The 22,677-nt window shown below is 67.1% G+C and carries 19 protein-coding genes; 9 read left to right on the plus strand and 10 right to left on the minus strand.

Annotated features, from left to right (window positions below; translation table 11 throughout):
* Window positions 1-60 precede the first annotated feature (60 nt).
* Window positions 61-1,035 (plus strand): DUF2971 domain-containing protein, encoded by a 975-nt coding sequence (locus FBZ90_RS10375; protein WP_145731738.1) that lies wholly within the window; start codon window positions 61-63, stop codon window positions 1,033-1,035.
* A 33-nt stretch (window positions 1,036-1,068) separates the two neighbouring features.
* Here FBZ90_RS10375 and FBZ90_RS10380 read toward each other — a convergent pair whose 3' ends face one another.
* Window positions 1,069-1,833 carry an IclR family transcriptional regulator domain-containing protein gene (locus FBZ90_RS10380; protein ID WP_211101979.1) on the minus strand — a complete coding sequence of 255 codons (765 nt, stop codon included), beginning with the start codon at window positions 1,831-1,833 and terminating at the stop codon, window positions 1,069-1,071.
* Window positions 1,834-2,091: 258 nt separating this feature from the next.
* Here FBZ90_RS10380 and pcaF point away from each other — a divergent pair, with 258 nt between their 5' ends.
* The 4 genes from pcaF to FBZ90_RS10400 all read left to right on the plus strand — a co-directional run bounded on the left by pcaF (window position 2,092) and on the right by FBZ90_RS10400 (window position 6,180).
* Window positions 2,092-3,297: a 3-oxoadipyl-CoA thiolase gene (pcaF, locus tag FBZ90_RS10385; RefSeq protein ID WP_145731740.1), complete on the plus strand. Its 1,206-nt coding sequence runs from the start codon at window positions 2,092-2,094 to the stop codon at window positions 3,295-3,297.
* Window positions 3,298-3,404: 107 nt separating this feature from the next.
* The gene (locus FBZ90_RS10390) at window positions 3,405-4,088 is read left to right on the plus strand and encodes a 3-oxoacid CoA-transferase subunit A (RefSeq protein ID WP_145731743.1); all 684 of its coding nucleotides are present in this window, start codon (window positions 3,405-3,407) and stop codon (window positions 4,086-4,088) included.
* Between the two features lie 17 nt (window positions 4,089-4,105).
* A complete protein-coding gene (locus FBZ90_RS10395) occupies window positions 4,106-4,777 on the plus strand; it encodes a 3-oxoacid CoA-transferase subunit B (protein ID WP_145731744.1) in 672 nt (223 codons plus the stop codon).
* 173 nt (window positions 4,778-4,950) lie between these two features.
* Complete coding sequence (locus tag FBZ90_RS10400; protein WP_145731746.1) at window positions 4,951-6,180, plus strand: GGDEF domain-containing protein; 1,230 nt, start codon at window positions 4,951-4,953, stop codon at window positions 6,178-6,180.
* 39 nt (window positions 6,181-6,219) lie between these two features.
* Here the strand turns inward: FBZ90_RS10400 and FBZ90_RS10405 are convergent, their stop codons facing one another.
* From FBZ90_RS10405 to FBZ90_RS10440, 8 genes are all read right to left on the minus strand, one after another.
* Window positions 6,220-6,606, minus strand: a complete 387-nt coding sequence (locus tag FBZ90_RS10405; RefSeq protein WP_145731748.1) for a hypothetical protein — start codon at window positions 6,604-6,606, stop codon at window positions 6,220-6,222.
* A gap of 42 nt (window positions 6,607-6,648) precedes the next feature.
* Window positions 6,649-8,082: a coniferyl aldehyde dehydrogenase gene (locus tag FBZ90_RS10410; RefSeq protein WP_145731749.1), complete on the minus strand. Its 1,434-nt coding sequence runs from the start codon at window positions 8,080-8,082 to the stop codon at window positions 6,649-6,651.
* 143 nt (window positions 8,083-8,225) lie between these two features.
* Complete coding sequence (locus FBZ90_RS10415; protein WP_211101980.1) at window positions 8,226-10,526, minus strand: TonB-dependent receptor; 2,301 nt, start codon at window positions 10,524-10,526, stop codon at window positions 8,226-8,228.
* 111 nt (window positions 10,527-10,637) lie between these two features.
* Window positions 10,638-11,951 (minus strand): alanine racemase, encoded by a 1,314-nt coding sequence (locus FBZ90_RS10420; protein ID WP_145731751.1) that lies wholly within the window; start codon window positions 11,949-11,951, stop codon window positions 10,638-10,640.
* Complete coding sequence (locus FBZ90_RS10425; protein ID WP_145731753.1) at window positions 11,944-13,347, minus strand: D-arabinono-1,4-lactone oxidase; 1,404 nt, start codon at window positions 13,345-13,347, stop codon at window positions 11,944-11,946. Before FBZ90_RS10425 ends, FBZ90_RS10420 begins: the two co-directional genes overlap by 8 nt.
* Window positions 13,348-13,408: 61 nt before the next feature.
* The gene (locus tag FBZ90_RS10430) at window positions 13,409-13,861 is read right to left on the minus strand and encodes a c-type cytochrome (protein WP_211101981.1); all 453 of its coding nucleotides are present in this window, start codon (window positions 13,859-13,861) and stop codon (window positions 13,409-13,411) included.
* Window positions 13,862-13,940: 79 nt separating this feature from the next.
* Window positions 13,941-14,495 carry a 3'-5' exonuclease gene (locus FBZ90_RS10435; protein ID WP_276509092.1) on the minus strand — a complete coding sequence of 185 codons (555 nt, stop codon included), beginning with the start codon at window positions 14,493-14,495 and terminating at the stop codon, window positions 13,941-13,943.
* Between the two features lie 113 nt (window positions 14,496-14,608).
* Window positions 14,609-15,244, minus strand: a complete 636-nt coding sequence (locus FBZ90_RS10440; RefSeq protein WP_145731757.1) for a TetR/AcrR family transcriptional regulator — start codon at window positions 15,242-15,244, stop codon at window positions 14,609-14,611.
* 240 nt (window positions 15,245-15,484) lie between these two features.
* On the opposite strand from FBZ90_RS10440, the gene FBZ90_RS10445 reads away from it, so the two are divergent.
* A complete protein-coding gene (locus tag FBZ90_RS10445) occupies window positions 15,485-15,793 on the plus strand; it encodes a hypothetical protein (RefSeq protein ID WP_145731758.1) in 309 nt (102 codons plus the stop codon).
* A gap of 18 nt (window positions 15,794-15,811) precedes the next feature.
* Here FBZ90_RS10445 and FBZ90_RS10450 read toward each other — a convergent pair whose 3' ends face one another.
* On the minus strand, window positions 15,812-16,534 hold the full coding sequence (locus FBZ90_RS10450) for a TetR/AcrR family transcriptional regulator (protein WP_145731760.1): 723 nt from the start codon (window positions 16,532-16,534) through the stop codon (window positions 15,812-15,814).
* A gap of 228 nt (window positions 16,535-16,762) precedes the next feature.
* Here FBZ90_RS10450 and FBZ90_RS10455 point away from each other — a divergent pair, with 228 nt between their 5' ends.
* Genes FBZ90_RS10455 through FBZ90_RS10465 form a run of 3 tightly spaced genes read left to right on the plus strand, consistent with a single transcriptional unit; the run spans window position 16,763 to window position 22,634 of the window.
* Window positions 16,763-17,944 (plus strand): efflux RND transporter periplasmic adaptor subunit, encoded by a 1,182-nt coding sequence (locus FBZ90_RS10455; RefSeq protein WP_145731762.1) that lies wholly within the window; start codon window positions 16,763-16,765, stop codon window positions 17,942-17,944.
* 14 nt (window positions 17,945-17,958) lie between these two features.
* Window positions 17,959-21,135 carry an efflux RND transporter permease subunit gene (locus tag FBZ90_RS10460; protein WP_145731763.1) on the plus strand — a complete coding sequence of 1,059 codons (3,177 nt, stop codon included), beginning with the start codon at window positions 17,959-17,961 and terminating at the stop codon, window positions 21,133-21,135.
* Entirely contained in the window at window positions 21,135-22,634 is a 1,500-nt protein-coding gene (locus FBZ90_RS10465) for an efflux transporter outer membrane subunit (protein WP_246130275.1), read from the plus strand. Before FBZ90_RS10460 ends, FBZ90_RS10465 begins: the two co-directional genes overlap by 1 nt.
* The last annotated feature ends 43 nt before the right edge of the window (window positions 22,635-22,677 follow it).

Here is a 22,677-nt window from a genome sequence, read left to right on the forward strand (position 1 = left end):
AGGCTGTGCCCCATTTTATAGAATCTCTGCTAACATTTTGTTCTTAGGACATGATGCGCTATGGAACACGGTGATATTCAGAAGCTATACGGGAATCATCTTTCATCGATTGTGAATTTAGTAGTTATGAAAGAACGACCCCTATTAGCGCATTATACATCATTATCTACAATGGAAAGCATCCTAAGAGGTGGGGAAATTTGGTTCTCAAATCCCCTTTTTATGAATGATTTTCAGGAAGTCCGATTTGGGTTTATCGAAGGTCGGAACATTGTCGAGAGCGAAATGCTGGCACTGGATAAAAACTTAGATCACATCGGACAGAGAGTAGCAATTTTCCTTTCTGCTTTTACGCACTATTTTAAAGATTACGAAGAGAAGCATCTATTTAATCTGTTTATATTTTGCCTAAGTGAGTTTGATCCAGAATTCCCCGACGGCAGTCTTTCCATGTGGAGAGGCTATGGCGGTAATGGCACCGGTGCGGCTCTAGTATTCCGCACTGACTTTATCAAGATGAATGCAGATTCTCCATTTTTAATTTGTCAGGTTGCATATGGAACGGATGAATCTCGAAGGGAGAAAATTCGCTCCGTCGTGGAAATTGCCAAATCACAAGTAGCTGGAAACCTTGTTCCCAATGACAAATTATACATCCTTGCACATGAAACATTTCATGTACTCCGACTTCTTTCTTTAACATCAAAACATCGCGGATTTATGGAAGAGCGAGAGTGGCGGGTAATCTACCTTCCAGAACGAGATATACAACAACGCTGTCCCGAGTATCTTACATATATAGTAGGTAGGAATGGCGTAGAGCCCAAACTACGTCACCCACTTAAACCGATCTCATTACCAGAGGGAACAACGTATGATTGGAATTTCGAAAATATCGTCGACAGGATTCTTTTAGGCCCAACGCAAGCCACTCCCCTAGCAATAAAGGGCTTTAGCGGGATGCTAAAAACATTGGGCAAGGAAGAACTGATCGGCAAGGTTCGCGCCTCAGAAATTCCTTTCCGACCAACATAGTCTAGGAAATTTACGAACCTTATCATTAGAACTCTAAGAAAAACTCAAAGCGTGGGAAATCTGATTGGCTGTCTCTTGCAGCGCCGGAAGGAACTCCTCCCGCAACTGCGCCTCGGTCACGCGGGAGGCGTGGGTGCTGACGTTCATGGCGGCGATGACCGCCCCGCCCCGCCCTCGGATGGGCACGGCGATGGAGCGCAGGCCCTCCTCCAACTCCTGGTTCACCAATGCCCAGCCCTGGCCGCCGGCCTGGCGTACGGCGGCCCTGACCGCGTCCGCCGCGATGCCCGGGGTGGCGGCCAGGATGGCGTCCAGCTCGGCATCCGGCAGGGCAGACAGCAGGACCCGCCCCATGGAGGTGCGGGCCGCCGGCAGGCGGGTGCCGATGCTGATCTCGATGGACATGATGCGCTTCATGGGGACGCGCACGACATAGACGATGTCCGTGCCGTCCAGCACGGAGATGGAGCAGGATTCCTGCACCCGGGTCACCAGTTCCTGCATGAGGGGCTGGGCGACACCCGTCAGGGTCAGGGATGACAGATACGCCAGGCCCAGGTTCAGCACCTTGGGCCGCAGGCTGAACAGCTTGCCATCGAAGGCGACATAGCCCAAGGCGCACAGGGTATGCAGCAGGCGCCGGGCGGTGGCGCGCGTCACCTCCGCCCGTTTCGCCACCTGGGTCAGGGTCATGGGCGTGTGGGTGGCGCCGAAGGCCTCGATCACCGACAGGCCGCGCGCCAGGGCGCGCACGAATTCGCCCCCCTCTTCCCCCGTCTCCACATCCATCTCGGTCATCGGCCGCGCCTCCACCATGCAGGTGCCCCGCTCACGGGCCGTTGACAGGCCGGGGCGTCAGGTTCATTGTAATGTTCATTATACGGACATTTGTACGCTAGACGAACAAAAAAGATGCGGCTGCCGGAAAAAAAGTAGCCGGTGACTTCCCCGGGGAGGGGACGGCCAAAGACACCCCGCGTGGATCGCCGATCAGGTGACCGCCACCAGGACGCTGGTCAGCCCCCTGCCCCCGCGATGACGGAGGAGTGCGTAGTCATGACTGAGGTCTTCATCTGCGATGCGATCCGCACCCCTATCGGGCGCTATGGCGGCGCCCTGTCGTCGGTGCGCGCCGACGATCTGGCCGCCGTGCCGCTGCGGGCATTGATGGCGCGCAACGCCACGGTGGACTGGGACGCGGTGGGCGACGTCGTCTTCGGCTGCGCCAATCAGGCGGGTGAGGACAACCGCAACGTGGCCCGCATGGCCCTGCTGCTGGCGGGCCTGCCCGTGGGCCTGGGCGGCACCACCGTCAACCGGCTGTGCGGGTCGGGGATGGACGCGGTGGCCATGGCCGCCCGCGTCGTGGCCCTGGGCGAGGCGGAGTTGATGATCGCCGGCGGGGTGGAAAGCATGTCCCGCGCCCCCTTCGTCATGGGCAAGGCGGAGGACGCCTTTTCCCGCAAGGCGGAGATCTTCGACACCACCATCGGCTGGCGCTTCGTCAACAAGGCGATGAAGGCGGCCTATGGCGTCGACAGCATGCCGGAAACGGGGGAGAACGTGGCCGAGGATTTCGGCATCGCCCGCGCCGACCAGGACGCCTTCGCCATCGCCAGCCAGCGGAAGGCCGCCGCCGCCCAGGCCCGTGGGCGGTTCGAGCGGGAGATCGTTCCCGTCACCATCCCCCAGCGCAAGGGCGAGCCCAAGGTGGTGTCGGTGGATGAACACCCCCGCCCCGACACGACGCTGGAGGCGCTGGCCAAGCTGAAGGGCGTGGTGAAGCCTGACGGCACGGTGACGGCCGGCAACGCCTCGGGCGTGAACGACGGCGCCGCCGCCCTGCTGCTGGCGTCCGCCGAAGGCGTGCGCAAATACGGCCTGACGCCCCTGGCCCGTTTCGTGGGTGCCGCCACCGCCGGCGTGCCGCCGCGCGTCATGGGCATCGGCCCGGCCCCGGCGACGCAAAAGCTGCTGGCCCGCCTGGGCCTGAGCGTCAAGGATCTGGACGTCATCGAGTTGAACGAGGCCTTCGCCAGCCAGGGGCTGGCCGTGCTGCGCCAACTGGGCATCGCTGACGACGACGCGCGGGTGAACCCCAACGGCGGCGCCATCGCCCTGGGCCATCCCCTGGGCATGTCCGGCGCCCGCCTGGTCGCCACCGCCGCCCATGAACTGGCCGGGTCGGATGCCAAGCGCGCCCTGTGCACCATGTGCATCGGCGTGGGCCAGGGCATCGCCAGCGTCATCGAACGGGTCTGATCACCCCCAGGCCCTCAGCACACCGGAGCATAGCGACCACGCCCCATCTAGGGCCGCCGCAGGTTCCCGGGGAGCTCTGTGGACTGGAAACCGAGGAATAAGAATCGATGCTAAGCAAAGTTCGTACTTCAGCCCTGGAAGCCCTGGCCGACGTCGCCGATGGCGCCACCGTCATGGTGGGCGGCTTCGGCAACGCCGGCATGCCCATGGAACTGGTGGACGCCCTGATCGAGCAGGGGTCCCGGGACCTGACGATCGTCAGCAACAACGCCGGCAACGGCACCACCGGCGTGGCGGCCCTGCTGGCGGCGGGCCGGGTGCGCAAGGTCGTCTGCTCCTTTCCCCGGCAGAGCGACAGCTTCGTCTTCGATGAGCTGTACCGCGCCGGCAAGGTGGAACTGGAGCTGGTGCCCCAGGGCAATTTGGTGGAGCGCATCCGCGCCGCCGGCGCCGGCATCGGCGGCTTTTTCACCCCCACCGGCTATGGCACGCCGCTGGCCGAGGGCAAGGAGACGCGCGTCATCGACGGCAAGGGCTATGTCCTGGAATACCCCATCCACGCCGACGTGGCCCTGATCAAGGGCCGGCTGGCCGACCGTTGGGGCAACATGGTCTTCCGCAAGACCGCACGCAACTTCGGCCCCATCATGGCGTCCGCCGCCAAGGTGTCGGTGGCGCAGGTGGAGGAGATCGTGGAGTTGGGCACCCTGGATCCGGAGACCATAGCCCTGCCCGGGATATTCGTCAGCCGCGTGGTGGCCGTGGGCAAGTCCGCCCGCGCCGCCGCCTGAGGTCAAGGAGCCAAATCATGACCCAGACCCCAAGCTACATCGCCTGGACCCGCGACCAGATGGCCGCCCGCATCGCCAACGACATCGAGGACGGCGCGGTCGTCAATATCGGCATCGGCATGCCCGAGCTGGTGGCCAACCACCTGTCGCCCAATAAGGAAATCCTGCTGCACAGTGAGAACGGCATCCTGGGCATGGGCCCCAAGCCCGCCGCCGACGCCGTGGACCCGGACCTGATCAACGCCGGCAAGCAGCCGGTGACCCTGCTGGACGGCGGCGCCTTCTTCGACCACAGCCTGTCCTTCGCCATGATGCGCGGCGGGCACCTGGACATCGCCATCCTGGGCGCCTTCCAGGTGGCGGAGAACGGCGACATCGCCAACTGGTCCACCGGCAAGCCCGGCGCCATCCCGGCGGTGGGCGGGGCCATGGATCTGGCCGTGGGCGCACGCCAGGTTTTCGTGATGATGGAGCACCTGACCAAGGACGGACAATCCAAGCTGGTGCACCGCTGCACCTATCCCCTGACCGGCCTGGGCTGCGTCACCCGTGTCTATACCGACCTGGCGGTGCTGGACGTGACGGCGGACGGCTTCGCCGTGCGCGAGCTGTGCCCGGGCCTGACGCTGGAGGCGCTGGCGGCCTTGTCCGGCCTGGCGCTGACGGCCACCAGCCACCCAGGCGTGTAAACGGTACATGAACAACGGGACGAAGCGCCCAGCCTAAGCCCTTGACCTAACCGGAAGATCGGCCAGGCGGGCAGCTTCGTACCATTGTAGGTTGATTCCGCCTCTCCTATCCTGGGTCCGGGTCCGGCCCTTTTGATCGGCCGGACCGGTTACCCAGGTGGGAGGGCGTTTGCGTGGACCTGGATGTCCCCAGCCTGCTGATCGTCAACACGCTGTTGCAGATCGTGGCGGCCCTGTGCCTGCTGATGGCGGCGCTGTCACTGCCCCGCCAGGCGGGCCTTACCTACTGGGCCCTGTCCGGCTTCGCCCAGGCCGCCGGCTTGGCGCTGACCAACCCTTTGGGTTGGCTGCCGCCCTGGCTGACACTGCTCTCCAGCCAATTCCTGATCTTCGCCGGCTATGGCCTGGCCTATGTCGGCGTGCTCCGCTTTCTGGGCCGGCCGACGCGCGAGGCCGGGCCCATCTTGGCCGTGGGCGTTGTGCTGGCGGCGATGTTCCTGTGGTTCACCCTGGGCGCGCCGGAAGACCGGGGGCGCGTCCTGGCCGGCAGCCTGTTTTTCGCCACCCTGTCGGCGGCCATGGCCTGGCGCCTGCTGCGCCAGGCGGAGCGCAGCCTGCACCCCGCCGCCACCGTGACGGCCGGCATCTATGCCGTCTGGGCGTTGCTGGCCCTGGCGCGCGCCGGCTGGGCGCTGGTGATCGACTGGAACGGCACGGCGCAGGAACCCCAGGCCATGACGGTGCTGACCCGCCTGATCGTCATCTGCGTCACCACCACCGTCACCAATGGCTATCTGTGGATGATCAGCCGCCGGCTGGATTGCGACCTGATGCAGCAGGCGCGTGAGGATCCGCTGACCGGCGTCGCCAACCGCCGGGTGATGTGGGCGGCGGGGGAGATGGAGGTGTCGCGCGCCCTGCGCCACCACCGGTCGCTGTCGCTGTTGATGATCGACATTGATCATTTCAAGACGGTCAACGACCGCTGGGGCCATGGCACAGGCGATGCCCTGCTGGTCGCCGTGGCGGATACCCTGGCGGAGGAACTGCGGCGCAGCGATGTGCTGGCCCGCGTGGGGGGTGAGGAATTCATGGCCCTGTTGCCGGAAACAGGGCTGGAGGACGCCTGGTCGGTGGCGGAGCGGGTGCGCCGCCGCGTGGCGACGATCACCCTGGACCGGCCGCAAGGACCGGTGCGCTGCACGGTCAGCATCGGGGTCGCCACGCTGGGCCCCGACGGGCAGGTCTGGGACGATTTGGTGGGCACGGCCGACCAAGCGCTGTATCGGGCCAAGGATACGGGCCGCAACCGGACGGAAACGCTGAGCCTGGGGCCCACCATGCCTGAGCGCGGCAGCTCCCACCCCGTGCAGCCGCTGATCCTCCCCGGTTGGGGCGCGTAGGGGATCAAAGGCCGGCAAAAGCCCAGGGGCCGCCTTCCGTCAGGGCTTGCGGGGCGTCAGCATCTCGCGCCACAGCGGCAGGCGCCGTTCCAGATCGGCGAACGTCACCAGCGCCTCGGGGCAATCGTCGCGGTTGGGCGCCTGGTTCTGCATGGTGACGGCAGTGTTGACCAGAAAATCGAACATCTCGCCCACCTTGCGCCGCTCATCCGCGTTGGGCGCCGTCAAGTCCAGCAGCTCCCGCACCTGGTCGGAGGCATGGTCCGTGCGTGCCGCCGCGGCGCCGCAGGCCTTGGCTTGGCCGATGATGGGCCCGGCCGAGCGCGCGTAGTCCCACACATCCGCGCGCGACGGGGCGGTGGCAAGCAACGGGGCCAGCAGAGCGATGGCGAACCGTGCGCGGGTTGGGGGCAGCCGTCTCAGCATGCCCGAAAGATAGGGCGCGGGCGGCCCCGGCGCCAGCGCCGCCTAGCCCCCGATCAACAGCTTGGTCAGCCAGCGGTGCAGGGGTTTCAGCGGGGGCCGGGCCAGGCGGTCCAGGCGGGGGCCCTTGCGGTCGAACACCGCCTTGAGGTGGCTGAAGGTGTCGAAGCCGTCGCGGCCGTGATAGCGGCCCATGCCGCTGGGCCCGATGCCGCCGAAGGGCAAATCCTCCACCGCCACATGGATCAGGGTGTCGTTGACCACCACGCCGCCGGCGGCGATGGTCTTGAGCGCCCGGTCGATGAAGGCGCGGTCGCGGCCGAACAGATAGAAGGCCAGCGGCCGGGGCCGGTCGCGCACATAGTCCAGCGCCCGCTCGACATCGTCATAGGGCACGATGGGCAGGATGGGGCCGAAAATCTCCTCCCGCTGCAGGGTGATATCGTCGGGCGGGTCCAGCACCACGGCCGGCCCCAGGACCAGGCCCGGCACCGGCGGGCCCAATTCCCGCACCTCCGCCCCCCGGGCCTTGGCCTCCGCCACCAGATCGGCCATGCGGGCGCGGCCGGCGGCGCCGAAGACGGCGGACATGGCGCTGAACCCTTGGCCCGCCCCTTGCCCTGGTGGGAAATAGCCGGGAACGGCCACCGCCAGCGCCGCCACGAAGTCCTGGACCCGCGACCGGGGCACCAGGACGTAATCGGGCGCGACGCAGGTCTGGCCGGCGTTGGTGAACTTGCCATAGGCGATGTCGGTCGCGGCCGACGTCAGGTCGGCGTCGGGCAACACCAGGGCCGGCGACTTGCCGCCCAGTTCCAGGGTGACGGGCGTCAAATTCTCCGCCGCCGCCTTCATGACCAGCCGCCCCACGCGGGTGGAACCGGTGAACAGGATATGGTCGAAGGGCAGGCGGCCGAACTGGGCCCCCACCTCCGGCCCGCCGGACACCACGGCGGCCACGTCCGGCCCAACCGCCTCCGCCACCAGATCAGCGATCAGGGCGGTGGTGCGGGGCGTCAGTTCCGAAGGCTTCAGCAGCACGCGGTTGCCGGCGGCCAGCGCCCCGGCCAGGGGGCCCAGCGCCAGGAACAAGGGATAATTCCACGGAGCGATGATCCCGACCACGCCCACCGGCTGCGGCTGCACCCAGGCGCGGCCGGGCCCCAGGGTCAGCGGCACGGATCGGCGGCGGGGTCGCATCCAGCCCGCCAGGTGGCGGCGGGCATGGCGCAAGCCCTCCAGGCTGACGAAGATTTCCGCGAACAGAGTCTCATGTGCCAGCCGGCCGCCGAAGTCGGCGTCGACCGCCTGGACCAGGGCGTCGCGGCGGTGGACCAAGCCCCGTTCCAGCGCCGCCAGCCAGTCACGCCGCCGCCCCGCCAAGGGATAGGCATCCTGCCGCGCCGCCGCCCTCAGGCGGTTGAAGGCTTGCTCCACCACCGTCAGGTCAGCCGCGCCGCCCTGCTGCACCGCCATCATCACCCTCTCCTTCACACATCAAACACGCCGCCCCTTCATCTCGGCCGGCGACCGCCGGCCCCCGCAGTTTTCCGGGGAGCCATCGGCGGACTGGAAAACGAGGAAGGCAAGGCCCCAGAGGGGCCGCCCGCCGCTTGAGGGCGCTAAAAATGCCAGCTCAGGTAGCCGCCGAAGCGGCGGGGGGAACCCATGCTGATGGAATCCAGGCCGAAGCTGTCCAGGTTGTTGATATCCATGATGTAGGTCTGGTCGAACAGGTTGCGCACCCACAGGCCCAGGCTGATGGTGCCGTTGGGCGCCGTCCAGCCCAGCCGCGCATCCGTCAGCCAATAGCCGGACTGGCTGAGCCGCGACAGGTTGTGGCTGTCGAAATAGACCAGCGACCGATAGGAGACATTGACGCTGGCGTTCAGCGTGCCGGCCTCCTTGCCGTTGGATCCGTCCAGCGGCTGGTCATAGCTGACCAGGCCGCTGAGGGTCCAGCGCGGGGCGGAAGGCAGGCGGTTGCCGGACAGGCTCTCCCCTTCGGAGACATAGTTGAGGTATTCGCTGTTGAGGTACTCGCCGCCCAGGCTGATCTCCAGCCCCTTCAGGGGGGCCAGGGTGATATCGGCGTCCACGCCATACAGGCGCGCGTTGGCGGCGTTGTTGAAGGTCTGGGTCGGGATGCCGTCGCGGGTGACGATCTGGAAGACCTGCAGGTTGCTGTAGTCGTAATAGAAGCCGGCGGCGTTCAGGCGCAGGCGCTTGTTCCACAGCTCCGTCTTGGCCCCGACCTCATAGGCGTCCAGCGTCTCATCGGCGTAGGGCGCCAGATCGGCCGGGTCTCGGGTGTAGCCGCCGAAGAAGCCGCCGCTCTTATAGCCGCGGTTGTAGCTGGCGTAGACCATGACGTCGTCGGTGGGCTTCACCTGGACGGAGGCGCGGCCCGACACGCTGTCGAAAGATTTGGAGGCGGCGTAGCTGAAGACGTCCACCACCTCCTCCACGGTGCTGCGATAGCGGAAATCCTTGTCATCCTTGGAATAGCGCAGACCGCCGGTCAGCGTGATCCGATCGGTCAGCTGATAGTCCACCTGGCCGAAGGCGGCGTAGCTGTCGCTGATCTGGGTGTAGGGATAGCCCACCGTGGCCACGTTGTTTTCCAGCGAGAAGCCGGTGGGGTTGTCATCGGTGACGAACATCGGGCGCAGGTCGCGCAGGATGTCGTACTGGCTGGAGGTGTTCAGATAGTCATGCAGGAAATAGGCGCCGGCCACGGCGCGCCACTTGTCGCCCAGCGGCGCCTCCACCCGCAGTTCCTGGGACACATCGTGCTGCGTGGCCTTGTAGGTGCTGGTCAGCAGATTATTGGGGCTGGCGTCGGTGTCCTCAAGATCGCTGCGCTCGGCACTGTCGAAACCGGTGATGGAATAGAGGGTGGCCGTGCCCACGTCCCAGCGCACGTTGACGGAAGCGCCCCAGGTGTCGACCTTGTCCTTGCCCTTGACGTTGTAGGCGCCGGCATAGGGGTTGTTGTCGGTATCAGCATAGCCCAGCGCGTCGGTGCACAGGCCGGAAGCGTAATAGCCGGGCGCGCACAGGCCCCCGGGACCAGCGGCGGAAGCGTCCTGCGGGATCAGGGGACGGGCCTGGAAAGACCGGCTGTCGCCCCGGTTTTGGCCACCATGGAACTGCACCGTGACGCTGAGATCGTCGGTGGGCGTGAACAGCAGGCTGGCCCGCCCGCCCCAGCGGTTCACGGCGTTGACATAGTCGTTGGTGTAGCGGTTGTAGGTGTCGCCGTCGTCGCGCTGGTAGACGCCGGCCAGGCGCATCGCCAGCTTACCGGGAATGAGGGCGCCGCCCACGCCGGCCTCCGCCTTCACCTCGTTGAAGCGGCCATATTCCAGGCTGCCGTCGCTGGTGGTCTCAAAGGTGGGCTGGCGGGTGGTGAGGTTGATGGCGCCACCGGTGGTGTTGCGACCATACAGCGTCCCCTGAGGACCCTTCAGCACCTCCACCCGTTCCAGGTCGAAGAACTGCCCCAGCTGCGCCAAGGGGGAGGCGACGAAGACGCCATCCGCGTAGATGCCGACGGCGCCGGCGGCGTTGGCGTTGAAATCGTTCAGGCCCACGCCACGGATGAAAACCTTGGGGTTGGCGCTGGCGTCGGACGTCTTGATCTGCAGGCCCGGCGTCAGGGCCGGCAGATCCTGGACATCGCGCACGTCCATCTTCTCCAGCGTCTCGGCCGTCAGGGCGGTGATGGCCACCGGCACGTCCTGCAAATTCTCCGACCGCTTCTGCGCCGTGACCACGATGTCCTGCAACACGCCGTCGGTGTCGGCCGGCGGCGCCGACTGCGCCCGGGCGGTTCCGTGCAGCGCGCCCAGCGCCACACCCGACAGCAGCATGAATGCAATACCCGCCCGGCCGATGCCCGTCTTGTCCATTCGCGTCATGGTTGGCTCCCTGTTCTGGTTCCGTCGTTGCGCAACCGCCCTACCCACATTTCCTTTGTTCAGCCCCGGTGCCCGCCGGGGGGTACGCGCCGTGTTACCGCCGCCTGACAATCAGGCGGACATCTCGAATACCGGCCATCGCCCGGTGATGGCGGCGCCGTCATAGGCCAGCAGCGGCCCGAATTGCAGCAGCACCGCCTCGCTCTGCGAGGGGCGCAGGAACACCCAGTCGTCCGGCTTCAGCGGCACGCGGCGCGATCCCGACCAGCGCTCCTGGTTGCTGGACCGGCCGTAAAGGCCGCTGAGCCGCAGGCCGGGTGGCGACACGGGATTGGCCAGCCAGTGGCCGCCCTGCACGAAGAAGGCGCGGGCCGTGTTGGGGTCGAAAAAGGCGGCGATGCCCGCCAAGCCTTCCAGGCCCGGAATCAGAGCCGGCTCCTCCACCTTCAAGACCGGCGTGGCGATGAAGCAGGCCGGCTGGTGATGGGCCAGGGTGTCGATGTCGAAATCCGTGGGCTTCACGAAGGCCGAGCCCACGGCCACCTCCGTCGCCACCGGATCATCGGTGTGCAGGGCATAGGTCGGACTGCCCGCCGTGTTGAAGGTGTAGGGCGCCTGGCCGTCCTTCAGCGGCGCCTTCTCGCGCAGCACGGCGGCCATCCGGGCGTACAGGTCCTTGGCCTGGGCCAGCGCCTTGCCCCGCATGTCGAAGATGCCCGGCATCTTGGCGACATGGGGGTCGTAGCCCATGAGACCGCAGGCGGTGACGGCAGGGTCCAGGGTCGCCAGCAGGGCGGCAAGGTCCCGCGGATCGGTCAGGCCGCCCCGGTGCAGGCCCACGTCGATCTCGAAATTGACCGACAGCGCCACGCCGCGCGCCTTGGCCATGGCCGTGTACTGGGCCAGGCGCTCCGGCGTGTCGATCAGCCATTGCGGCCCCGGCGCTTGCGCGCCCAGCGTGTCGTAATAGGCCGCGGCCGCCGCCACCGGCAGGGGCTTGCCCATCAGCATGTCGGCGTCGGGGACGCGCGCGCCCATCTCCACCAGCATGGGCTGGTTGAAGACCATGTAGCGCTTGGTCTTCAACCCCGCCGCCACCCGGTCCATCAGGTCGTGGCAGGGCAGCGACTTGACGACGATGCGCAGGCCCTTGGGCTGTCCGCCCGCCTGGCCGCCCGCCTTGCCAAGGGTATCGCTGACCGCCTTGATGTTAGCGTCCAGCCGCGTGGTGTCCACCACCAGCACCGGCTGGGCCACCCCCGCCTTGGTCAGGGCGGCCGACAGCCCGGTGAAATAGGCATCGTGCCCGCCGCCATGGTCGCCCGCCGGCCAGGCCAGGGCGCCGGCCCCGACCACGGCGGCGCCGGCGACACCGCCCGCCAGCACCCGGCGGCGGCTGGGCCGCCGTCCATAATCATCACGCATCGATGAACACCCCCCGCAGATAGTCGTTGAGGAAGCGCCCCTCCGGGTCGACCTGGCGGCGCATGTCCATGGCGTCGCGGAAGCGGGGATAGAGGGCGATGAAATCGGCGGTCTTCAACGTGTTCAGCTTGCCCCAATGTGGCCGGCCGCCATGGCGCCGCAGGATGGGTTCCACCACGTCGAACAGGAATTGGTAGTCGTCCTTGTAGTAGGCGTGGACGGCGATGGAGCCGGATGGACGGTCGTGGAAGGGCGACAGCCAGGCATCGTCGGGCGCGATCACCCGCGCCTCGATGGGGAAGAACACGTCGGGCCGTCGGGTCTCGATGGCCTCGATCACGTCCTTCAGGGCCTGCACCTGCGCCTCGCGCGGCAGGTGGAATTCCATCTCGTTGAAGCGGATGGGGCGTTCGTTGGACAGCAGCTGCCAGCTTTCGGCCACCACGCGCTCCGGCTCCAGGCCGGACAGCACATGCTTGGCCACCCGGCGGCGGATGGCGGGGGACCAGCCCAGCCAATCCCGCAGCGCCTTCAGGCTCATGACCGCGTCATTGTCCTGGGTAGGCGGCCGGGGGGTGGCGGGCGCATCCGTCTCGTCATGGGTGATGACGGCGGTCATGCCGGTGAAGGGCAGGTAATAGAACTCCACATTACGGTGCTGGCCCTGCAGGGTGGGCCATTCCGCCAGGGTCTGCTCCACCGGCTGCAGCCACACCCGCCGTTCCACCCGGCGAACGGGGCTGTTCTTCAGCGTCACGCGGGTTAGGATACCGAAGGCGCCCAGCCCCACCCGGGCCGCGGCGAACAGGTCGGCGTTCTGGCTGGGGCTGCAATCCAGCACCTGGCCGTCGGCGGTGACCAGGCGGAAGGCCTGGACGTTGCCGTGCAGCGCCATCAGGTTCACGCCCGTGCCGTGGGTGGCGGTGGACAGGGCGCCGGCCAGCGACTGCTTGTTGATGTCGGGCAGGTTGGGCATCTCCTGCCCCACGGCGGCCAGGGCGGGCCCCAGGTCGGCCAGGCGGGTGCCGGCGCGGACATGAGCGGTCAGGGCGTCCGCGTCATGGCCATCCAGCCCGGCGATACGGTCCAGCGTCACCAGGGTGCCGGGCGTGGGCACCAACGGCATGAAGGAATGGCCGGAGCCAACGGCGCGGATGGGCCCGGGCGCCTTGCACACCAGGTCAGCCAGCTCACCCTCATCCGCCGGGGCGGCGCGGCTGACGGGATAGGCATGCTGGATGCCGGACCAGTTGCGCCACAACAGGTGGCCGCGGGCGTCGGCGCTGGGCGGGGCCGGCGGTTCCGGCTGCACGCCCACGCGGCTGGCCGCCACGCCGCCACCGGCGGCCAGCGCCGTGCCGCCCATCAACAGAAACAGGGTACGCCGTGTCAGCATGGTTCGGTCCGGTTCCCCCTTGGGAATAGGGCCCTTCTGGGAAGGCCCTTTTTGAAAGGTGTCAGTTGGTCTTGGCGGCGGGCGTTTGCCCGGCCATGAAGCGGATCAGCGCCTGGTAATCGTCGGCGGTGCAGGAGAAGCACTGGCCGCCCGCCGGCATGCCGTTGAAGCCTTCCAGCGTGTGTTTCAGCAGGGTGTCCGGCCCCTTGGCCCAGCGCGGCGCCCAGGCCGTGGCGTAGGTCACCAGCGGGGCGCCGGAGTCCGGATTAGCGTGGCAGGCCTTGCAGCTGGCCTCATAAAGCCCGGCCAGGCGCTGGTCAGCCGGCCGCAATGCCGCCAGCGTCTCCGCCGAAGGCGGCGGCGCTGGCGCCTTGTCGCAGGCGGACAAGCCGCCGGCCATCACCGCCAACAGGATGGACGCGGACAAGCGCGCCCGTTTCGGAAAATGCCCGATGCCCCAGCCCATGGAACTCCCCGTCGCCACCCCGTCTATCGCGGGCATGGCGTTAGTCATCGCTAACTTCTGTTAGTGATAACTAAACTTTGGGGTGAGGGCAAGGGGGTAATCGACATCGGCCCTTTCTGGCCGGCCGTTAGCCCCCGACGGCCCCAAGGGCCAGCCAGATGTCCGCCGTCATTTCGGCGTCGGCGCGGGATTTGTGCGGGTAATCGCCGGTGATGGTGACGCCGCCGTCCTGGCGGCGACGGCGCTTGTGCCGCGTCCAGACGGCACAGCCCAGCCGTTCGGCCACCAGGGGAAGCCGCGACCGTTCGCCCGGCCAACGGCGGCGGGCCAGGGTTTCGGTGCATATCACCGGATTGGACAAGGGCGGCAAGCCGGCCACGGCAAGTTCCTGGTTCAACAAGGCGACATCGCCCGAGGCGCCATGGAACACCAAGGGATCGTGACCGATGAAGGCCAGGATGTCGGCCGCCACATCGGCGAAGTCAGGACAATCGGTCAGATCCTCCGCCCGGACGCCGTGCACGCCGATGGCGATGGGATTCAACGGGCATCGGGGATTTATCCGCCAACTGCACGCCTCGCGCACATGCCCGCCCCCGCCGCTCGGCGTAACCGCCACCGCCGAAACCTCGATGATGCTGCGTCCGTCCACCGGGCGAAAGCCGGTCATCTCGATGTCCATGGCCACCCAACGGCCCGTGCCGACGCTTCCCGCCTTACCCAAGACTTGCCCAACCCCGTGTGTGATTACCCTTCACCGACGCCGCACGCCGGGCGTCTATATCAGCCCCAGCCTCATGCGCCGTGACGCAGGCCGCCCATCCACATGTCGGTCAGGGCGCGGCAAACACTTTCCGGCGACATGGTGGGGTCGTCCAGCGCCATTTCAACGGCGGCGTAGCCCGCGTCCACGGCGATGCGGGTGCGCAGGCGCAGTTCGGCCGGGTCCATATCCGGCAACAGCGGGCCCATGGCGCGACAGATGCGGTCGGTGACCATCTCATGCGAAGCCAGGCGGATGGCGGTCAGCGAGGGCACGGCGCGCAGCGCCCGCATGATCCACACCGCCCCCGGCACGGCGGACGTCGCCTGAATGGTGGAGAGCAGGAACTGATAGTGGTTCTGCATCAGCTCTTCAAAGCCGGCGGGCGCGCTGCGCTCCAGCCAGTCGTAGAGGATGTCGTTCTGCGACTCCATGAGCGCGCCGCCCAGGGCGGCCAGCAGATCGTACTTGTCTTTGAAATGGCGGTAGAAGACCGGGGGCGTCACGCCGGCGCGGCTGGCCACCTGGTTGGTGGAGATGCGCTCGATCCCCACCTCACCCAGCAATTCGGCCCCGGCCTGCATCAGACGCTGGCGCGTCGCGGCGGCGCGGCCGGTCAGGGCGGGACCCGGGGGGGATGCGGCGGAGGCGGGTTCTGGGGCGGTCACGGGTCGGGCGGCTGAGGCTGTTGGGCGCGGCGGTCGGCGGCGGGAAAACGGCGCGGCGCCTACTGCGCCCGCCTATGGCGCCCCATGACTACCGCGTCCGGCGGCGGAACGCCATGGGCCATCGACCCGGCCGGCCCCCATATGTCCGCGGCCATACGCCCGTATAGCGCCAGACCACTGGATTCGGTGGCGCGCGGTGCTACTCTTTCCTTCGGGGAAGACAAGATTGCTGGACCCACAATGACCGGCACCACAGACAGTTCATTCGGCAAGGGTTTGACGGGCGAAGGTCCGATCGGCCCAGCCCGGGAAAACGCGGACGGCGACGCCCACGACCCGACGGTCGCCTGCCTGTCCATCGTCAGTTGGTCCATGGCCTTCGCGGCCCTGGGCGCCATCATTCTGCTGGCGGTCGTCCTGCTGCTGTTGGGCGTGTCGCAGTACACGTTCCTGATGGTGTGGTTCATCGGCGCGCCCTTCGCCGCCGCGGCCGCCGCGCTGATCGCCCTGTTCGTCCAGTTGAACCAGAAGGCCTCGCGCCAGGACTGAGCCTTCACGAGGGGGGTGTCAGCGGGGGCACAGGCCCCGCAGGAATAGCCGCACGACCTGCTGGACATATTCGTGGCGGTCCGCGGCGTCGCCCAGGCGGGCCGGATTGATCTGCCCTTCGAACGAATATCCCGCCGTAACCATGCCGAAGAAGATGTGCGCGGCGGTCATGGGATCGTCCACCACGATCACCCCCTGATCCGCCGCCCGGCGCAGATAGCCCGCGACCTTGCCGCGGGCCTGGTCGGGCCCGCTGCGGAAGAAACCTTCCAACTGATCGGGGAACAGCCGGCCCTCCGCTACCAGGATGCGGTTCATGGCCATGACATCGGGCTGCACCAGCGCCTCCAGCAACGAGGTGCCGAATTGCAGCAGCACCTCCTCCGGCGGGCCGCAGCTTTCGGCGATGTCGTTCATCAATTGGCTGATGTGGGCCGTGACGACATCAAGCACCGCCAGGAACAAGCCCTCCTTGTCGCCGAACAGGTCGTAGAGCGTGGCGCGGGAACCGCCGGACAGGGCGACGATGTCGCCCAGGGTCGTGCGCTCGAACCCCTTTTCCATGAAGACCTTCAGCGCGGCATCCATCATGGCGGCCCGCCGCGCCTCCGCCCGGCGTCCCAGCTTGGGCGCATCCGATGGGGGTGATGGCGGCTGCGACGGGGATGCCGCGGCCGGGAGGGAGGCTGTCTCAGAAGGATAGCTGGAAGCAGGCGCGGCGTGGCGTGAGGGGCTGGTCATCGTAATTTCATAGCTTAATCAATGGCCCGGTGACGCACATCACAGGACTGTACTGTATAATACAGTACGAAACCACCATTCGGCAAGGTCAGGGCTTCCGTACGATGCACCCTTGCCTATCTTTTTCCCCGTTCACTTACCACTTCCGGTTTGTTCCTGACTGAGGTGCGTTTTCGCCGACATCCAGACAGGCAGGGTTGGGGGCGGGCTTTCGTCGAAGAGGCATTGATGACACTCAACATTCCTAAGGTGGCCATGGTGGCGACGCTGTCGGTCGCGGCGATCACGCTGGCCGGATGCGGCGAGAAGAAGCAAGCGCCGCCGCCCCAGGGCCCTGTCTCCGTGGGTGTCGTCACCGTGACGCCGCAGCCCGTGACCCTGTCGACGGAACTGACCGGCCGCACCTCCGCCTTCCGCGTCGCCGAGGTGCGCCCGCAGGTCAGCGGCGTCATTCTCAAGCGACTGTTCACCGAGGGCGGTGACGTGAAGGCCGGCCAGCAGCTGTACCAGATCGACCCCGCCCCCTATGAGGCGGCGCTGGCCAGCGCCAAGGCCAGCCTGGCCCAGGCGGAGGCCACGGTGAAGTCGGTCAAGGCCAAGGCGGAACGCTATGCCGACCTGGTGACCGTGAATGCCGTGTCCAAGCAGGATTACGATGACATCACGGCCAGCCTGGCGACCGACCTGGCGGCGGTGGACGCCGCCCGCGCCCAGGTCAAGACCGCCCAGATCAACCTGGACTACACCCGCGTTTACTCCCCCATCAGCGGTCGCATCGGCCGCTCTTCCGTGACGGAGGGCGCCCTGGTCACCAGCGACCAGACCACGGCCATGGCCACGGTGCAGCAGCTGGACCCGATGTATGTCGACGTCACCCAGTCCAGCGTCGACCTGTTGCGGCTGCGCCAGGAGATCGCCGCCGGCCATGTGAAGGGCGCCACGGCGGGTGATGCCCCCATCAGCCTGCTGATCGACGGCCTGGGCGACCAACCTTATGGCGAGCCTGGCCGCCTGCAATTCGCGGACGTGACCGTGGACCAGACCACGGGCATGGTCACGCTGCGCGCCACCGTGCCCAACCCCAAGGCGGAGTTGCTGCCAGGGCTGTTCGTGCGGGCGCGGGTCGAGGAAGGCGTGCGCGACCAGGCCATGCTGGTGCCGCAACAGGCCGTGGTGCGCGGCGCCGACGGCGGCACCACCGTCTGGGTGGTGGGCCAGGACAACAAGGCGACCGTCCGCCCCGTCACCACCACCCAGGCGCAGGGCAACAAGTGGGTGGTGACCGGCGGCCTGAACGCCGGCGACCGCGTGGTGGTGGAAGGCGTCCAGCGCCTGCGTCCCGGCGCGGACGTGAAGGCGGATGAGGTGAAGCCCCAGGCGGCCGCCCCCGCCACCCCGCAGCCGCTGTAAGGCAGGGCCACCCCATGTCAAAATTCTTCATCGACAGGCCCGTTTTCGCCTGGGTCATCGCCATCGTCATCATGATGGCGGGCGCGCTGGCCATCAACAGCCTGCCCATCGAGCAGTTCCCCCGCATCGCGCCGCCCTCCGTGGCCATCACCGCCAGCTATCCCGGCGCTTCGGCCAAGACGCTGGAGGACACGGTCACCCAGGTGATCGAGCAGAAGATGAACGGCATCGATCATCTTCGCTACATGAGCTCGACCAGCGACAGCTCGGGCAACGTCACCATCACCCTGACCTTCAACGCCGAGGCCGACCCCGACATCGCCCAGGTGCAGGTGCAGAACAAGCTGCAGCTGGCGACGCCGCTGCTGCCCACCGAAGTGCAGCAGCAGGGCGTGCAGGTCAGCAAGTCCGCCAAGAACTTCTTGATGGTGCTGGCCTTCTACTCCCCCACCGGGCAGTTGAACGACACCGATGTCGGCGACTTCGTCGCGTCCAACCTGCAGGATCCCATCAGCCGCCTGGACGGCGTTGGCGACATCACCCTGTTCGGGCCCCAGCACGCCATGCGCGTCTGGCTGGACCCGAACAAGCTGGCGGCCGTTCAGATGACGGCAGCCGACGTGACCAACGCCATCAGCGTGCAGAACAAGGCCGTGTCCGCCGGCCAGGTCGGCGGTCTGCCCTCCGTCCAGGGGCAGCAGCTGAACGCCACCATCATCGCCCAGACCCGGCTGGAAACGCCGGAGCAGTTCGCCGACATCATCCTGCGCGTGAACCAGGACGGGTCCAAGGTCCTGCTGAAGGACGTGGCGCGGGTGGAACTGGGCAGCAACAGCTATGAGACCCAGGCGCGCTATAACGGTCATCCCGGTGCCGGCCTGGCCATCAAGCTGACCACCGGCGCCAACGCGCTGCAGGTCGAAAAGGCCATCAAGGCCAAGATCGACGAAATGCGCCCCCTGTTCCCCGAGGGGCTGGAGGTCGCCTATCCCTACGACACGACGCCGTTCGTGCGCCTGTCCATCCATGACGTGGTCGAGACGCTGCTGGAAGCCATCGTCCTGGTCTTCATCGTCATGTTCGTGTTCCTGCAGAGCTGGCGGGCCACGCTGATCCCCACCATCGCCGTGCCGGTGGTGCTGCTGGGCACCTTCGGCGTGCTGTCGGCCTTCGGCTTCACCATCAACACGCTGACCATGTTCGCCATGGTGCTGGCCATCGGCCTGCTGGTCGACGACGCCATCGTGGTGGTGGAGAACGTGGAGCGCGTGATGGCGGAGGAGGGATTGTCCCCCCGTGAGGCCACGCGCAAATCCATGGGCCAGATCACCGGCGCCCTGATCGGCATCGCCCTGGTGCTGTCGGCCGTGTTCGTGCCCATGGCCTTCTTCTCCGGGTCCACCGGCGCCATCTACCGCCAATTCTCGCTGACCATCGTGTCGGCCATGGGCCTGTCGGTGCTGGTGGCCCTGGTCCTGACCCCGGCCCTCTGCGCAACCCTGCTGAAGCCCGCCGCCCACCATGGCAGCGGTGCCGTGGAAACCGGCCCCTTCGGCTGGTTCAACCGCGGCTTCAACCGCCTGTCCAACGGCTATGGCAACGCCGTCGGCCATGTCAGCCGCCGCACGCTGCGCTATCTGCTGGTCTATGGCGTCATCGTCGCGGGCATGGTCTTCCTGTTCATGCGCATCCCCAGCGGCTTCCTGCCCGATGAGGACCAGGGCTTCCTGTTCGTGCAGGCCGCCACGCCGCCCGGCGCCACCGCCGAGCGCACGCTGGAAGCGGCCAAGGCCATGGAAAAGCACTTCCTGGTCGATGAGAAGGACAATGTGGCCGGCCTGTTCACGGTGGTGGGCTTCAACTTCGCCGGCCGTGGCCAGAACTCCGCCTTCGCCTTCGTCAACCTGCGCGACTGGTCACAACGCTCCCGGGCCGACCAGAAGGCCGGCGCCATCGCCCAGCGGGCGATGATGAAGCTGATGGCCTATCGCGACGCCTCCATCTACACCATCCTGCCGCCGGCGGTGATCGAGCTGGGCAACGCCTCCGGCTTCGACTTCGAACTGGTGGACCGGGCCGGCCTGGGCCATGAAAAGCTGATGGCCGCGCGCAACCAGCTGCTGGGCATGGCGGCGCAAAGCCCCGTGCTGATGCAGGTTCACCCCAACGGCCTGGAGGATGTTCCAGAGCTGCGGGTGAAGGTCGACCAGACCAAGGCCACGGCCCTGGGGCTGTCGCTGTCCGACATCAACGGCATCCTGTCCACCGCCTGGGGTTCGTCCTACGTCAACGACTTCATCGACAAGGGCCGCGTGAAGAAGGTCTTCGCCCAGGCGGACGCCCCCTTCCGCATGCTGCCCAGCGACATCAGCCGCTGGTACGTGCGGGGGTCCAGCAACCAGATGGTCCCGTTCTCCTCCTTCACCACGGCCCATTGGCAGTACGGCTCACCCCAGTTGGAGCGCTACAACGGCGTGTCGTCGCGCGACATCCAGGGCGTGCCGGCCCCCGGCCACAGCACGGGCGAGGCGATGGCGGAGATGGAAAGGCTGGCCGCCAAGCTGCCCCCGGGGATCGGGCACGAGTGGACCGGCCTGTCCTACGAGGAACGGTTGTCGGGCTCGCAGGCCCCCGCCCTCTACGCCATCTCGCTGGCCATCGTCTTCCTCTGCCTGGCGGCCCTGTATGAAAGCTGGTCCATCCCGGTGTCGGTCATGCTGGTGGTGCCGCTGGGCGTCATCGGCGCGGTGGCCGCGGCCTGGCTGCGCGGCCTGGACAACGACGTCTACTTCCAGGTCGGCCTGCTGACGACCATCGGCCTGTCCGCTAAGAACGCCATCCTGATCGTGGAGTTCGCCAAGGAACAGTATGAGGCCGGGCACGACCTGATCACCTCCGTGGTCACCGCCGCCAGGCAGCGTCTGCGTCCCATCCTGATGACGTCCTTCGCCTTCATCCTGGGCGTGTTGCCGCTGGCCGTGGCCAACGGCGCCGGCTCCGGCGGGCAGAACGCCATCGGCGTGGGCGTGATGGGCGGCATGGTCTCGGCCACCTTCCTCGCCATCTTCTTCGTTCCCGTCTTCTTCGTCTCGGTCCTCCGGCGCTTCGGCAAGCGGCCCTCCCCCGGCACCCCCGCCTCGGGCACGCCCGCCCCCACCGCCCCGGGCCATGACACCGCAGGACATCCGTGATGACCGTGTTTTCGATCCCCAAGCGCATCGCGGCCTTCACCGCCCTGCTGCTGACCACCGCCTCGCTGGGGGCCTGCTCCCTGGCGCCGGACTACACCCGGCCGCAAAGCCCGGTTCCCAACGCCTGGCCCACCGGCCAAGCGTATGAACCGGCGGATGCGCCCGGCAAGCCCTCGCCCCTGCAAGGCCCCGACAGCTGGAAGGCCGTGTTCCGCGGTCCCCGGCTGCAGGCCCTGATCGCCAAGTCGCTGGAGAACAACCGCGACCTGCGCGTGGCCCTGCTGAACATCGAAGTGGCGCGGGCAAACTACCGTGTGCAGGATGCGGCCACCCTGCCGACGCTGAACGCCGGCGGCAGCACCACCCGGGCCCGTACGCCCATCTCCGCCCTGGGTGCCCAGGGGGCGTCGGCAGGCGCCTCGGGCTCCGGCACCAAGGGCATCACCTACAATTCGAGCCAGGCGCAGGTCAGCGTCACCTCGTACGAGTTGGATCTGTTCGGCCGGGTCCACAGCCTGTCGCAGCAGGCACTGGAACAGTACCTGTCGACGGCGGAGGCCACGGCCACCACCCGCCTGTCCCTGATCGCGGAGGTGGCGAACGCCTACCTGACCCTGGTGTCGGACCGCCAGTTGCTGGCCCTGACGCAGGACACCCTCCGCACCCAGGAGGAGACGTACAACCGCAACAAGCGCATGTTCGATCGGGGCAGCAGTTCCGCCCTGGACCTGGCGCAGTCGCAGACCTCCGTCGACACCGCCCGCGCCAACCTGGAGCAATACACCCGCCAGGTGGCGCAGGACCGCAACGCCCTGGAACTGCTGGTCGGGGCGCCCCTGACCGACGCGGAGATCGAGGGCGCCAGCCTGGACGACCAGGACGTGCTTGGCGACCTGCCTGCCGGCCTGCCGTCCGACCTGGTGCTGCGCCGGCCGGACGTCCGCGAGGCGGAGCACACGCTGAAGGCGGCCAACGCCAACATCGGCGCCGCCCGGGCCGCCTTCTTCCCGCAGATCACGCTGACGGGCAGCTACGGCACGGCCAGCGCCGGCCTGACCGACCTGTTCGCCCCGGGCAGCAGCGCCTGGAGCTTCGGCCCCAGCATCAGCGTGCCCATCTTCGACAACGGGAAGAACCAGGCCAACCTGGACTCCGCCAAGGCCACCCGCGACATCGACGTGGCCAACTATGAGAAGGCTGTGCAGACCGCCTTCCGCGAGGTGGCGGACGCCCTGGCCGCCCGCGGCACGCTGGACCGTCAACTGACGGCCCAGACCTCGCTGGTGAAGTCCAGCCAACTGACCTACGACCTGTCGAACAAGCGCTACGAACGGGGCGTCGACAGCTTCCTGACCCTGCTGGACGCCCAGCGCAGCCTGTACAGCGCCCAGCAGAACCGCATTTCCGTGCAGCTCTCGCTGCTGGAAAACCGGGTCACCCTGTTCAAGGTGCTGGGCGGGTCGGAGACAGCGCCGACCGTGGAGGCCGCCGCGAACTGAGCCTTGATGGCCCCCACCCGTGGATGACCAGCGTTCCACGGGT

Source organism: Nitrospirillum pindoramense, from assembly GCF_007827955.1.
In the GTDB taxonomy this organism is placed as follows: Bacteria; Pseudomonadota; Alphaproteobacteria; order Azospirillales; family Azospirillaceae; genus Nitrospirillum; species Nitrospirillum amazonense_B.

Excerpts from the sequence above, each read along its gene's own strand:
- FBZ90_RS10390 (WP_145731743.1), top strand. The coding sequence starts at position 3,405 with ATGCTAAGCAAAGTTCGTACTTCAGCCCTGGAAGCCCTGGCCGACGTC.
- FBZ90_RS10430 (WP_211101981.1), bottom strand. The coding sequence starts at position 13,861 with ATGACTAACGCCATGCCCGCGATAGACGGGGTGGCGACGGGGAGTTCC.
- pcaF (WP_145731740.1), top strand. The coding sequence starts at position 2,092 with ATGACTGAGGTCTTCATCTGCGATGCGATCCGCACCCCTATCGGGCGC.
- FBZ90_RS10405 (WP_145731748.1), bottom strand. The coding sequence starts at position 6,606 with ATGCTGAGACGGCTGCCCCCAACCCGCGCACGGTTCGCCATCGCTCTG.
- FBZ90_RS10460 (WP_145731763.1), top strand. The coding sequence starts at position 17,959 with ATGTCAAAATTCTTCATCGACAGGCCCGTTTTCGCCTGGGTCATCGCC.
- FBZ90_RS10415 (WP_211101980.1), bottom strand. The coding sequence starts at position 10,526 with ATGACGCGAATGGACAAGACGGGCATCGGCCGGGCGGGTATTGCATTC.
- FBZ90_RS10465 (WP_246130275.1), top strand. The coding sequence starts at position 21,135 with ATGACCGTGTTTTCGATCCCCAAGCGCATCGCGGCCTTCACCGCCCTG.
- FBZ90_RS10450 (WP_145731760.1), bottom strand. The coding sequence starts at position 16,534 with ATGACCAGCCCCTCACGCCACGCCGCGCCTGCTTCCAGCTATCCTTCT.
- FBZ90_RS10435 (WP_276509092.1), bottom strand. The coding sequence starts at position 14,495 with ATGGACATCGAGATGACCGGCTTTCGCCCGGTGGACGGACGCAGCATC.
- FBZ90_RS10380 (WP_211101979.1), bottom strand. The coding sequence starts at position 1,833 with ATGACCGAGATGGATGTGGAGACGGGGGAAGAGGGGGGCGAATTCGTG.
- FBZ90_RS10445 (WP_145731758.1), top strand. The coding sequence starts at position 15,485 with ATGACCGGCACCACAGACAGTTCATTCGGCAAGGGTTTGACGGGCGAA.
- FBZ90_RS10425 (WP_145731753.1), bottom strand. The coding sequence starts at position 13,347 with ATGCTGACACGGCGTACCCTGTTTCTGTTGATGGGCGGCACGGCGCTG.
- FBZ90_RS10395 (WP_145731744.1), top strand. The coding sequence starts at position 4,106 with ATGACCCAGACCCCAAGCTACATCGCCTGGACCCGCGACCAGATGGCC.
- FBZ90_RS10455 (WP_145731762.1), top strand. The coding sequence starts at position 16,763 with ATGACACTCAACATTCCTAAGGTGGCCATGGTGGCGACGCTGTCGGTC.
- FBZ90_RS10410 (WP_145731749.1), bottom strand. The coding sequence starts at position 8,082 with ATGATGGCGGTGCAGCAGGGCGGCGCGGCTGACCTGACGGTGGTGGAG.
- FBZ90_RS10375 (WP_145731738.1), top strand. The coding sequence starts at position 61 with ATGGAACACGGTGATATTCAGAAGCTATACGGGAATCATCTTTCATCG.
- FBZ90_RS10420 (WP_145731751.1), bottom strand. The coding sequence starts at position 11,951 with ATGCGTGATGATTATGGACGGCGGCCCAGCCGCCGCCGGGTGCTGGCG.